9 protein-coding genes are annotated in these 12,575 nt (G+C 65.7%); 8 read left to right on the top strand and 1 reads right to left on the bottom strand.

Annotation, left to right across the window (positions count from 1 at the left end):
- Positions 1 to 183 precede the first annotated feature (183 nt).
- The 7 genes from UNPF46_RS22260 (at position 184) to UNPF46_RS22230 (ending at position 11,535) form a co-directional block, all read left to right on the top strand.
- Positions 184 to 2,442 carry a flagellar hook-basal body complex protein gene (locus UNPF46_RS22260; protein WP_142251443.1) on the top strand — a complete coding sequence of 753 codons (2,259 nt, stop codon included), beginning with the start codon at positions 184 to 186 and terminating at the stop codon, positions 2,440 to 2,442.
- A 34-nt stretch (positions 2,443 to 2,476) separates the two neighbouring features.
- Entirely contained in the window at positions 2,477 to 4,360 is a 1,884-nt protein-coding gene (gene flgK, locus UNPF46_RS22255; protein ID WP_142251442.1) for a flagellar hook-associated protein FlgK, read from the top strand.
- Between the two features lie 20 nt (positions 4,361 to 4,380).
- Positions 4,381 to 6,288: a flagellar protein gene (locus tag UNPF46_RS22250; protein WP_142251441.1), complete on the top strand. Its 1,908-nt coding sequence runs from the start codon at positions 4,381 to 4,383 to the stop codon at positions 6,286 to 6,288.
- Between the two features lie 71 nt (positions 6,289 to 6,359).
- Positions 6,360 to 7,145 carry a methylenetetrahydrofolate reductase gene (locus tag UNPF46_RS22245; RefSeq protein WP_100176911.1) on the top strand — a complete coding sequence of 262 codons (786 nt, stop codon included), beginning with the start codon at positions 6,360 to 6,362 and terminating at the stop codon, positions 7,143 to 7,145.
- The gene (locus tag UNPF46_RS22240) at positions 7,135 to 8,784 is read left to right on the top strand and encodes a hypothetical protein (RefSeq protein WP_181770053.1); all 1,650 of its coding nucleotides are present in this window, start codon (positions 7,135 to 7,137) and stop codon (positions 8,782 to 8,784) included. The genes UNPF46_RS22245 and UNPF46_RS22240 overlap by 11 nt, the downstream gene beginning before the upstream one ends.
- Before the next feature lies 1 nt (position 8,785).
- On the top strand, positions 8,786 to 10,039 hold the full coding sequence (locus UNPF46_RS22235; protein WP_142251439.1) for an ATP-grasp domain-containing protein: 1,254 nt from the start codon (positions 8,786 to 8,788) through the stop codon (positions 10,037 to 10,039).
- Complete coding sequence (locus UNPF46_RS22230; RefSeq protein WP_142251438.1) at positions 10,036 to 11,535, top strand: pyridoxal phosphate-dependent decarboxylase family protein; 1,500 nt, start codon at positions 10,036 to 10,038, stop codon at positions 11,533 to 11,535. Before UNPF46_RS22235 ends, UNPF46_RS22230 begins: the two co-directional genes overlap by 4 nt.
- A 106-nt stretch (positions 11,536 to 11,641) precedes the next feature.
- Here UNPF46_RS22230 and flbT read toward each other — a convergent pair whose 3' ends face one another.
- Complete coding sequence (gene flbT / locus UNPF46_RS22225; protein ID WP_142251437.1) at positions 11,642 to 12,082, bottom strand: flagellar biosynthesis repressor FlbT; 441 nt, start codon at positions 12,080 to 12,082, stop codon at positions 11,642 to 11,644.
- 321 nt (positions 12,083 to 12,403) lie between these two features.
- Here flbT and UNPF46_RS38335 point away from each other — a divergent pair.
- Positions 12,404 to 12,575, top strand: a 172-nt coding sequence (locus tag UNPF46_RS38335) for a flagellin N-terminal helical domain-containing protein (RefSeq protein ID WP_502705498.1), incomplete at its 3' end; no start/stop codon positions are given.

Below are 12,575 nucleotides of genomic sequence, written 5' to 3'. Positions count from 1 at the left end.
ACGACGATGTGTCCCGGCAATTGTTGCCGGTCCCGGCAATTGTGCCCCGGTCACCCGACCGGGGCATTTTCGTTAAGTGATTGATTTCCTGAAGATGCCCGCATTGGCATAGCCCTTGCGACAGTCTCACCCGACTGCGGCCATGGTCGACCGGCCGCCGAGATCGGATCTGGAGACAAAGTTATGGGTATCTTCGATGCAATGAACACCTCGGTGGGTGGCCTGCAGGCGCAGTCCTACGCGCTGCAGAACATTTCCGGCAACATCGCGAACTCATCCACCACCGGTTACAAGGGCATCGGCACCAGCTTCGTCGATCTCATTCCCGACTCCTCGGTTCCGAGCAAGCAGGTCGCCGGCGGCGTGACGGCCAATGCCAAGGCCACCATCACCACGCAGGGCACGATCTCGGGCTCCACCGTCGCCACCAACATGGCGATCACCGGCGACGGCTTCTTCTCGATCCAGAAGGCGACCGGCGTCGTCGACAACGTCCCGGTGTTCAGCGGCGTCACCTATTACACGAGGCGCGGCGACTTCCAGCTCAATGCCAACGGCAATCTGGTCAACGGCGCCGGCTATTATCTGATGGGCGTCACGGTCGACCCCAAGACCGGCAACCCGACCGGTAACGTTGCGAACGTCCTGAAATTCCAGAACAACTTCATCCCCGCGCAAGCCACCACCTCGATCCAGTATGCGGCCAACCTGCCGACCCAGCCGAACACTGCAGCAAGCTCGACCGCTTCGCCCGGAACGCTGCTCGCGGCCGGCGGCCTCAACCCGTCCGACTTCGCTGCCAACCCGCTTCCGGTCGGCACGCCGCCGGCGCCCTACACCAACAACACCGCTTCGGGCGCCGCGGCCACGGGCAACGTCCGCTCGCCCTATTCGTCGACGACGAACACCGGATCGGTCGCTCTCCAGAACAACTCGTCGGCCGTCGCATCGACGACGACATCGCTGGATGCCGCCGTCGGCACGCATCTCGCATCGAGCATTCTCACCGCGCTGAGCGGCCAGACGCTGACCATCAACGGCAACACGATCACCTTCAACGCGGGCAACACCGTCACGCTCGGCACCAACTCGACCATCGGCCTGGGCGCCGGCACGCCTGCGACGGTCCAGGACATTCTGACCGCAATTCAGAACGCAGGCGGCGCTGGCGTGACTGCGTCCCTCAACACGAGCGGCAATATCGTGATTTCGAGCGGCACCACCACGGACGTGGCGGTGAACAGCGGCACCGCGGCCACGGCGCTCGGGATCACCAGCGTGACGCGCGGCGGCAACGTGCTGTCGTCGCCCGCGATCTCGGGATCGACTGTGTTGAGCGGCAGCGCTACGGCAGGCGGCGCCCAGGTTCTCTCCTCGGGTTTCTCGGCGGGCCCGCCCGCCGACACGATTACCGTCAACGGCCAGACGCTGACATTCGTGGCTTCCGGCGCGAGCGGTCCGAACCAGATCAACATCACCGACAACATCACGACCCTGCTCAGCAAGATCGACGCGCTCTCCGGCGCCACCGGCTCGTCCGTCAGCACCAGCGGTGTGATCACGTTGAACACGGGCACCGTGTCCAACCTCTCGGTGTCGAGTTCCAACAGCGCCGCCTTCGCCGCGCTCGGCTTTACTTCCACCATCACCAAGAACCGTAACGGCGGCGGCACCGCGGGCACCGGCGGCGTGATCGGCAACGACATCGCGACCTTCACCAAGGAGTCGATCAGCGGCGGCGCGGTGACCGCCTACAACGCTGCCGGCACGCCCGTGAACCTGCAATTGCGCTGGGCCAAGACTGACAGCGCCTCGCTGGGCGCAGGTCACTCCGACAGCTGGAATTTGTTCTACCAGACTGATCCGAACGCGACCGGCACCACGGTCGGCTGGGTCAATACGGGCCAGGCCTTCACCTTCGCTTCCGACGGATCGCTGACCACGCCGGCCGGCTCCGGCATCACCATCAACAATGTCAGCGTCAGCGGCCAGTCGCTCGGCTCCGTCGCCTTCAACATCTCGAGCGGCGGCCTGACGCAATATGCCAGCACGTCGGGCGCCGTGACCATCAACACCATCACGCAGAACGGCTACGCCGCAGGCCAGTTACGGTCGGTCGCGGTCAACAACAGCGGCCTCGTGGTCGGCACCTTCTCGAACGGCCAGAACCTCAACCTCGCCCAAGTCTCGCTGTCGCACTTCAACGGCACCAACTATTTGAAGGCGATGGATGGTGGTGCGTATGCAGCGACCGAACAGTCAGGCGCCGCGATCGACGGCGCATCGGGAAGCATCAGCGGTTCTTCGCTGGAAGGCTCGAACACCGACATCGCCGACGAATTCACCAAGCTGATCGTGACCCAGCAGGCCTACTCGGCCAACACCAAGGTGATCACGACCGCGAATTCGATGGTGCAGGACCTCTTGAACGTGTTGCGCTGATCGGCGCGTGACGTAACCAAAGGCGGCAAGTAACATGGGTTTGAGTTCAGCCCTCGCCAGTGCGATGAGCGGTCTGCGTGCCAACCAGGCCGCGCTCTCGATCGTCTCCTCGAACGTCGCGAATGCGCAGACGCCGGGTTACACCGTCCAGACCCCGAACCAGATCGAGGTCACCACCGGCGATTTCGGCTCGACGGCGATGACGACCGGCGTCAGCCGGGAGCTCGACGCCTTCGTGCAGAACCAGCTGCGCACCGAGACCGGCGGCAGCGGTTACGCCGACCAGATGGCCAACATCCTGAAGCAGCTTCAGAATGTCTATGGCACGCCCGGCAACAGCGGCACGCTCGAAGACGCGCTGAACAAATTCACCACGTCACTGCAGGCGCTGTCGACCAGCTCCGGCGCGTCCTCGGCGCAAACCGTTGCCCTCGGTGCGGCGCAGGCGCTGGCCACGCAGCTCAACGTCACCACCAAGGGCATCCAGTCGCTGCGCTCCAATGTTGAGCAGGATCTCGGCACCTCGGCGCAGGCCGCGAACGCTGCCATGCAGCAAATTGCCAACATCAACACCAAGCTCCAGGGCCTGTCGGCCAACGACCCCTCGGCTGCGACGCTGATGGACCAGCGCGACCAGGCCATCAACACGCTGTCGAAATATGTCGACGTCCGCGTCACCACCGACGGTTCGAACCAGGCCAACCTCTACACCACGACCGGCATCCAGCTCGTCGGCGCCGGGCTCGCCTCGCAATTTACTTTTGCTTCCGCCGGGGCGATGTCTGCGACCTCGCTCTACAACATCGATCCGGCCAAGTCGGGCGTCGGCGCGCTCAACATCGTGCTGCCGAACGGCTCGAAGGTCGATGTCGTCGCCAACAACGTGGTCTCATCGGGCCAGATCGCGGCTGATCTGAAGCTGCGCGACCAGACGCTGGTGCAGGCGCAGGATCAGATCGACCAGCTCGCCGCGACGATGTCGAGCGCGTTGTCCGACAAGGCCACGGCCGGTAGCACGGTGTCGGGTCCGCCCGCCGGATTCGACATCGATCTTGCAGGTGCGCTGCCGGGCAACACCGCGACCGTCACCTACACGGACACGGCCACCAACACCCAGCGCCAGATCAAGCTCGTCAACGTGACCGATCCGGCGGCGTTGCCGCTGCAGAATGCGACTGGCGCCAACCCGATGCAGATCGGCGTGAACTTCTCCGGCGGCATGAGCGCGATCGCCGCGGCGCTTAATACCGCGCTTTCGACCTCGCATCTCAGCTTCTCCGCGGCGCCGGCGCCTGCGAGCGCCACGACGCTGCGGGTCACCGACGACAATTCCGGCCTCGCCAAGGTCAGTTCGGCCACGACGAGCAAGACGATGTCGTCGCTGACCTCGGGCAATCCGCAACTGGCGGTGTTCACCGACGGCGGGCAGGCGCTCTACACCGGTGCGATCACATCGTCGGGCTCGCAGCTGACCGGCTTTGCCGGACGCATCAAGGTGAACACCCAGCTGGCCGCCGACCCGACCAGGATGTCGGTGTACAACACCTCGCCGGTGACGCCCGCCGGCGACACCACGCGTTCGGACTATCTCTATTCGCAGCTCACCTCGGCGGTGTTCTCCTATTCGCCGACGAGCGGCCTCGGCTCGGCCAACCAGCCTTTCTCCGGCAGCGTCTCGAACTACCTGCAGCAGTTCCTGAGCGTGCAGGCCAACGCCTCGACCCAGGCCACCCAGCTCCAGCAGGGCCAGAGCGTCGTGGTCTCGACGTTGCAGGCCAAGTTCGACTCGACCGCCAAGGTCAACCTGGACTCGGAGATGTCGAACCTGATCCAGCTGCAGAATGCCTATGCCGCCAACGCCCACGTCATGTCGGTGGTGCAGAGCATGATGAACACGTTGATCCAGGCTCAAGTGTAAACAGTATAGGGCGCTGAAACATGTCGATCAGCAGTATCAATTACGCTTCATCGGTTCTCGGCTCGCAGATCCGCAACATCAATCAGCAGCTCACCGATCTGTCGACGCAGCTTTCGACCGGCAAGCTGTCGCAAAGCTATTCCGGGATGGGCACCAACGAGGGCTTTGCGATCGCCGGACGCGCGCAGCTCTCCAACATCGCGGGCTATACCGACACCATTACCAACGTCAATGTCAGCATCAACCTCGCCAACACCGCGCTGCAGTCGCTGACCAAGATCCGCAGCACGGTGCAGACGGGCTCCGCCAACACCGCGCAGGATCTCAACGTCAACGGCCAGACCATCGCGCAGAACACCGCGGCGGCCCAGTTCGGCTCCATGGTCGGCGTGCTCAACACGCAGACCGGCAACCGCTATCTGTTCTCCGGAACCGCGGTCAACACGCAGTCGGTCGCGGATGCCGGCGACATCATCAACGGCACCACGACGCAGGCGGGGTTCAAGACCGTGATGGCGGAGCGCCAGGCCGCCGATCTCGGCGCCAACGGCATGGGCCGGCTGGTGCAGACGCACGCGACGCCGAGCACGGTGGTGCAGGTGTCGGAAGACGTCCCGGGCTCGCCGTTCGGGCTCAAGCTCAAGGCGGCGTCCTCGACGCTGACGGGCGCGACCTTGACCGGACCCAGCGGCTCGCCGGTGTCGTTCTCGATCGATCTCAACGGCAACAATCCCAGCAATGGCGACAAGCTCAGCGTTCAGTTCACGCTGCCGGACGGCACGACCGAGCAGATCGACCTGACCGCATCCACGGCGACGCCGACGCCGCTCGGCAGCTTCGCGATCGATCCCGGTCAGCCCAACGCCGTTCCGCCTGTTGCGCCCGACCCGAACATCACGGCCTCGAATCTCAACACGGCGCTCAACACTGCGATCAAGAAGCTCGCGGGCACCTCGCTGGTGGCGGCATCGGCCGTGACCGCCGGCGACAATTTCTTCAATACCGCAAGCTCCGCGATCGGCGCTCCCAAGACCAGCCAGGCCGGCCCGACCGTGCCGATCAGCGGTGCGACGGCGCTGTCCGGGACGAGCCCCACGGACTCGATCGCGCCGGGCTTCGCCGCCGGCGACACGCTCACCGTCAACGGCACCACGCTGACCTTCGTGACCACCGGCGCGACCGGCAACGAGCTCAACGTCGGCGACAGCATCCAGACCCTGCTGAGCAAGATCGACGGCATCACGGGCACGTCGAAGCCGTCGACGGTCCATGGCGGCTCGATCACGATCAACACGGACGACGCAGCCAGCCTGAACATCACGAGCTCGAACACGGGCGCGCTGGGCTCGCTCGGTTTCGCCACCACGCCGGTGACCGCGACGCAGCCGCCTCTTCGCGTCGGGTCTTCTCCGGCAAGCTCGGCGACGACGCTGGTCAACGGCTCGGCCACCACGGTGAAATGGTACCTGGGCAATGACGGGCCCGGCTCGGCGCGCTCGACCGCGATGGCGCGGGTCGACGATTCCGTCACGGTGCAGTACGGCGCCCAGGCCAACGAGGACGCGATCCGCCGGCAATTGCAGGCGATCGCGGTGTTCGGGACCTTCTCGACCTCGCCGACCGGGCAGTATTCGGGCGGGCAGGTCGCAGCGCTGAGCCTGCGGGTGACGCAGGCGCTGACCCAGCAGCCCGGCCAGCAGCGCATCGAGGACATCCAGACCGACATCGCGATGGCCCAGAACACGATGAAGGACGCCTCCACGCGCCAGACCCAGGCCAAGGCGCAGCTCCAGACCATCATCGACCAGGCGGAATCGGCCTCGCCCGACCAGGTCGCGAGCGAGATCCTGTCGCTCCAGAACGCGCTCCAGGCGTCCTATCAGGTGACCTCGAACCTGGCGCAGCTCTCGCTCGTCAAGTTCCTGTAAGGCCGCGTTAAGACGCCGTTAACCATGCCTCTTTACCTCTTGGTGAGGATTGGAGCGGGGCGGAGCTGCCGATGTCGGACAAGATGCAATTGGTGGTGGCAACGCCGTGCTTCGGCGGGCAGGTGTCGAGCATCTATGCCAGCTCGATCTTCGCGCTGCAGCGCGCCGTGCACGGCATGTCCAATCTCGAGCTCAAGGTGCTGCTGCGGGACGGCGATGCGCTGATCACCCGCGCGCGGGCCAATCTGGTCGCGATGTTCCTGGACGACCCCAATGCGACGCATTTCCTGTTCATCGACGCCGACATCGGCTTCAAGCCGGAGCAGGTGTTCCGGCTGATCGAATGCGGCGCGGACGTCGTCGCCGGCTGCTATCCGATCAAGCGGGTCAACTGGGACAAGGCCGCGCGGGCGATCCAGTCGGGCCGCACCGATGTGCCGGCCGCCTCGCTCGACTACGTGCTCGAGATCGAGGACCCCGACCGCATCGTCGTCGTCAACGGCTTCACCCGCGTGCGCTATGCCGGCACCGGCTTCCTGATGATCCGCCGCCACGTGCTGGAGGCGATGTGCCGCCATCCGGACTATGCATCCCTGCAATTCTTCCGCGAGCATTCGCACGACACGCTTGCGGCGAGCCAGAACCGGTTCGCGCTGTTCGAGTGCATGATCGATCCTGCGACCGGCACCTATCTGTCCGAGGACTTCGCCTTCTGCAAGCGCTGGACCGACATCGGCGGCGAGATCTGGGCCGACATCCAGAGCTCGCTCGATCACGTCGGCCCGTCGGTCTTCCACGGCGACATTGCCTCGCAATTTGCGCCGGCGCCCACAGGGGCGGCGGCCGATGCGGCGTAAGCCTTCCGGGATGAGCGCCGGCGCATCCCGTCTGTCAGGGCTGGAGCGCGCCATCGACGGCGGCTCGCGTTATCGCCTGCGCGATCTCTTCACACCACTGGACACGCTGCTCGTGTCCGGCGGAGATCCGCGGTTGGCGCTCGATCCGAGCGACCGCCTCAATGGCTATGGCTGCGCGGCCTCGCCGGAGCCGGAGATCTGGAATTTCGCCTCCTCGACGGCATCGACGATCTCGCAAGCCGCCTATGACCGTGCCGCGCTGGCGCGCGAGGAGCTGATGCACAAATGCCTGTTCGACGAGGTCGAGGTCGCCTTCGACGCGCGCTGCGAGGACATGCGGCACGAGCTGCGCGGCCATCTCCAGCTGGCGCCGCGCGTCGACATCGTGTTCTCGCCCTCCGGCACGGACTCCCAGCTCCACGCTCTGTTCCTGGCGCGCGCGGTGCTCGGCGCGCCGCCGGTGACGATCGTGGTCGGCGCCGACCAGACCGGAAGCGGCACGGTCCACACCGCCCGTGGACACCATTTCAGCTCCATGACGGCGGGCGGCCTTGCGGTTCGCAAGGATGGCGCGGTCGCGGGGCTCGCCGGCGCCAGCCTCGCATTGCCGCTGCTCGAGACGGGGCCGGGGATTGCGATGCGGGCGGACGCCGATGCGGCGGTGCTGCATGCGGTCGAGGCCACGATCGCGCGAGGCGCGCCCGTGCTGCTCCAGATCATGGATGCCTCGAAGCTCGGCTGGCGCGCGCCGAGTGCGGACTGTCTCGATGAGATCGCGCGGCGCTGGCCGCGCAAGGTCCAGATCGTCGTCGATGCCTGTCAGGCCCGGCTCGGCCGTCGCCGGCTGCGCTCCTATCTCGACCGCGGCTACATGGTGCTGATGACAGGCTCGAAATTCTTCGGCGGGCCTGCCTTCAGCGGTGCGCTGCTGGTGCCGAAGGGCTTGTCGCGATCGCTCGACCGGATCGAGGGGATCGCGCCGGGTGTCTTCGACTATGCCGGCCGTTGCGATTGGCCGATGGCCTGGCCGGCACTGCGTTCGCGCTTCGACCGCCGGCCGAACTTTGGCCAATGGCTGCGCTGGGAGGCGGCGCTCGCCGAGATCGGCAGCTACTACGCCGTGCCCGGTGCTTTCCGCGCCGGGGTGCTCGCCGAGCTCGCCGCCGGCATCGACAGCATGATCGCGTTGTCGCCGTCGCTCCGCGCCGTCGCAGCCGCGACCCGGACGACCCAAATCGATGACGAGGAATTGGCACAAACCACGATCTTTCCGTTCACGCTGCTGCGCGGCGGCAAGCCGGTCTCGACCGCCGAGACCAGCGCCATTCACCGGGCGATGGCGCGTGACATGAACGAGGCGATCAGCGGCAGCGCGGCGGACCGGCAGGTGGCCGCGCAACGCTTCCTGATCGGCCAGCCGGTCCGTCTGGAGCGGCAGGACGGGGCACCGCAGGCCGTGCTGCGCCTTTGCGTCGGCGCCCGGCTCGTGACCGAGGCCTGGTCGCCGGATGCGGCGGAGGCGCGGCGCAACGTGCAACAAATTCTCGATCGCATCGCCGACGTCCTGGTAAAGATCGAACTGCTGCTCGACCGTGGCGCGGTTGCGGCCGTGCCTGTAAACTCCGCGTTCGAGGTGTGAGATGCAGCAACCGGCTTCCGCCCCGCTTCGCATGACCGCGGCAGACTGCGCCGATCGCATCGGCTTTGCGCAACTGACGCGCCAGGCCTTCGAAGGTGTCGACCTGCATCCATTGCGCGACCAGCTGCTGGCGCGGATCGCGGCGGGGACGGCGCTCGCGGGCGAAGGGCTGGACCTGTCGTTGATCACCCAGCTTCTCGGCGACAAGGATCAGGGGCTCGCGATCCAGTCGGAGGTGCTCACCTTCCATCAATTGTTTCGCACGCCGAGCACAGCTCCCAAGCCGGGCTTGCGCCTGCTCGCGCTTGCAGCCGACATCGACATGGGCGGCAACACGCCGATCGATTTTCTGCTCGAAGGCTCCGACGTCGAGCTGTTGACGCTCTACGTGGTCAAGGGTGTCGGTCTGCCGGAGAATTTGCCCGAGCACGACGTTGCCATCGTGGTCGCCTCCGATTCCGAGGAATGCCGCGAGGCACTGGCCTTGATCGAGAGGGCCGCGCCGCACTGGCCGCGGCCGCTGCTCAATCGTCCCGACCGTATCGGCAATCTCGATCGCGACAAGCTGCACCGGCTGCTCGCGGGCGTGCCGGGGCTCGACATTCCCGCGACCATCCACGCGACGCGCGCGCAATTGTCCGATCTCTCCAAAGGACAGGTCGCCTGCAAGGACATCGCGGATGAACTGCGCTTTCCGATGATCGCGCGGCCGCGCGGCTCGCATGCCGGCGTCGGGCTCGCCAAGCTCGACGATGAGGTGGCGCTCGCGGCCTATCTCGCGGAGCGTGGCGAACAGGATTTCTTCGTCGCGCGCTTCGTCGACTATGTGAATCCCGACGGACTCTACCGCAAATACCGTCTGGCGATGGTCGACGGCAAACCTTACGCCTGCCACATGGCGATCGCCGATCGTTGGGATATCTGGTATCTCAACGCCTACATGGCGTTCAGCGAGGAGAAGCGGGCCGAGGAAGCCGCCTTCATGCTCGACTTCGATCGCGCTTTTGCAGAGCGCCACAGAAGCGCGCTCGAGGAGATGAGCAGGCGCGTCGGCCTCGATTATTTCATCGTCGACTGCGCCGAGAACCAGGACGGTGAGCTCCTGGTCTTCGAGGCCGACAACACCGCCGTCGTGCACAACATGGATTCGCCGGTCGTGTTTCCCTACAAGCCGCCGCAGATGCGCAAGATCTTCGCGGCCTTCGCGGCGATGCTGTCGCGGCATGCAGGAGCGGGCGAGGGGAGTGCAGCATGAACGAGATCATTCGCAACGCGCACGCCTCCGTCGCGCACACCTCGCTCGATCCGCAGGATTGGGGCGCATTCCGCGCGCTCGCCCATCGCATGCTGGACGAGGCGATCGACGGCATCGCCGATGTTCGGGCACGCCCGGTCTGGCAGCCGATTCCCGATGACGTCCGTGCGGTATTCAGGACCGACGTTCCGCGCGAGGCGAGCGACCTCGCCGAGGTCTATCGCGAATTCGCCGAGCACGTTGCGCCGTATGCGACCGGCAACGTCCATCCCGGTTTCATGGGCTGGGTACATGGCGGCGGCACTGCGGTCGGCATGCTCGCCGAAATGCTCGCGGCCGGCCTCAACGCCAATCTCGGCGGAAGAGATCACATGCCGATCGAGGTCGAGCGCCAGATCGTCGACTGGATGCGGCGTCTGTTCGCATTTCCGGACAGCGCGAGCGGCATCTTCGTCACGGGCACCTCGATGGCCAATCTGATGGCGGTGCTGGTGGCGCGCACGGCTGCGCTCGGCACACTGGCGCGGCAGCACGGCATCGGCAACGACGGCGCGCTGCTCACGGCCTATACCTCACAGGCCGCGCATGGCTGCGTCTCCAGGGCGATGGACATTGCCGGGCTCGGCACCGATGCGCTGCGCAAGATCGGCGTCGACGCCGACCATCGCATCGACGTCGCCGCGCTGCGCGCGCAGATCGCCGTCGATCGCGAGGTCGGCTTCAAGCCGTTCCTCGTCGTCGCCTCTGCCGGCACGGTCGACATCGGTGCGATCGACGACCTCAAGGCCATCGCGGAGCTGTGCCGCGAGGAAGGCATCTGGTTTCACGTCGACGGTGCCTTCGGTGCGCTCGCGATTCTGTCGCCTGAGCTCGCGCCGCTGCTCGGCGGCATCGAGCTCGCCGATTCCATCGCGCTCGATTTTCACAAATGGGGGCAGGTGCCCTATGATGCCGGCTTCCTGCTGGTGCGCGACGGCGAGCAGCACCGGCAGGCCTTCGCGCAGCCAGCGGCCTATCTCAGCCGCGAGGCGAGGGGGCTTGCGGCGGGAGCGATCTGGCCCTGCGATCTCGGCCCCGATCTGTCGCGCGGTTTCCGCGCGCTGAAGACGTGGTTCACGCTGAAGACGTTCGGCACCGACCGGCTGGGGGCGACGATCGCGCGAAGCTGTGCGCTGGCGAAATATCTGGAGGCGCGCGTGCTGGCCGAGCCGCGGCTGGAATTGCTGGCGCCGGTCAACCTCAACATCGTCTGCTTCCGCTACCGGGCCGATGATGCGGTCAACCGCGAGATCGTCGCCGACATCCAGGAGTCCGGAATAGCGGCGCCGTCGAGCACGACGCTGAGCGGCAAGTTCGCGATCCGTGCTGCGATCGTCAACCACCGCACCGAGGAGGCGGACATCGATGCGCTGGTCGCGGCGGTGCTGGACTTTGGCGGACGGCGCTGCGGCGCCGGCGTGATCGAGGTCGAGGCGCCGCCGCTCGCGGCGCAATAGCACTGCTTCATGGTTGAAACGACGACGGCCCCGGAGATGATCCGGGGCCGTCGTCGTTTGCGGGATGGCGTGGTTCGCGCAGCCGTTGCCGCGCGAATACGCGCGGTCAGGCGGCGGAGCTCACGTCGTCCTTGTCCGCTTCCACCTTGGGATGGGTGGCCTCGAACTGGCTCCGCAGCTTCTCTTCATAGGCAATCAGCTTGCGGGCGTCCTTGAGCGCCCGGTACAGGTCGCCGTTCAGGATGTTGTTGTTGATGGCCTCGATGATCGGCCAGGCGCTCGGCACCGCCGTGACGATGTCGCGCACCAGGTTGAAATAGGTGCCGTGCTGGGTCTGCGGGTCCGGCGAGATGTACATGAGCTGGACCGCCAGGTAGACGAGCTTGGCGGGCGTATCGGCGGTCTCCGGCGTGAGGATGTCCCGCTCGCGCAGGATCGGTACGTTGTCGCCGTCGATCAGGAGGCGGGCGCGCTGGTCCGTGTTGGTAATCACGCAGTTTCCGACGATGATGCGTTCGTGCGGTCTGAGCTCGACCTTGAGGGCCATTGCCTGTTCTCCATCAACGCTTTCGTAACCGAGCGTTCGTTGCGGCCTATCAGGACGTGATTCTCGCTCGTAACTAGTTAACGAGCTGTAAATTCACGCCCCTTGCGCTGAAAAGCCCAATCATTTCAAGGGTCCGTTTGTGTGGCGGCGCAGCGATACGCGCCGCTTCCCGGACCGAATCACGCGTGACGCGGCAAAAGCCCGGGTTTCATTTCATGTTTCGTTAGAGGTCTCGGCGCCACGGTCCGCCGGTCGCTGGGTCGATCTCGATCCAAGCAGACGTGTAACAGTAGCGTCGTTTACCAGAAAGGTAACAGAGTTATGTCAGGCATCGTCCTCTCCTCCTCGGTTCGTCAGAACCTGCTCTCCCTCCAGTCCACCGCCGATCTTCTCGCCACCACGCAGAACCGTCTGTCGACCGGCAAGAGCGTCAACTCGGCCCTGGACAATCCCACCAACTTCTTCACCGCACAGTCGCTCGACAACCGCGCCA

It is taken from the genome of Bradyrhizobium sp. UNPF46, from assembly GCF_006658625.1.
Taxonomy (GTDB): Bacteria; Pseudomonadota; Alphaproteobacteria; order Rhizobiales; family Xanthobacteraceae; genus Bradyrhizobium; species Bradyrhizobium nitroreducens.
This window is presented reverse-complemented; position numbering and strand designations above follow the sequence as displayed.

What these genes read in the sequence shown, in the direction of transcription:
- UNPF46_RS22230 (WP_142251438.1), top strand. Translation starts at nt 10,036, where the DNA reads ATGAACGAGATCATTCGCAACGCGCACGCCTCCGTCGCGCACACCTCG.
- UNPF46_RS22260 (WP_142251443.1), top strand. Translation starts at nt 184, where the DNA reads ATGGGTATCTTCGATGCAATGAACACCTCGGTGGGTGGCCTGCAGGCG.
- UNPF46_RS22235 (WP_142251439.1), top strand. Translation starts at nt 8,786, where the DNA reads ATGCAGCAACCGGCTTCCGCCCCGCTTCGCATGACCGCGGCAGACTGC.
- UNPF46_RS22250 (WP_142251441.1), top strand. Translation starts at nt 4,381, where the DNA reads ATGTCGATCAGCAGTATCAATTACGCTTCATCGGTTCTCGGCTCGCAG.
- UNPF46_RS22245 (WP_100176911.1), top strand. Translation starts at nt 6,360, where the DNA reads ATGTCGGACAAGATGCAATTGGTGGTGGCAACGCCGTGCTTCGGCGGG.
- flbT (WP_142251437.1), bottom strand. Translation starts at nt 12,082, where the DNA reads ATGGCCCTCAAGGTCGAGCTCAGACCGCACGAACGCATCATCGTCGGA.
- UNPF46_RS22240 (WP_181770053.1), top strand. Translation starts at nt 7,135, where the DNA reads ATGCGGCGTAAGCCTTCCGGGATGAGCGCCGGCGCATCCCGTCTGTCA.
- flgK (WP_142251442.1), top strand. Translation starts at nt 2,477, where the DNA reads ATGGGTTTGAGTTCAGCCCTCGCCAGTGCGATGAGCGGTCTGCGTGCC.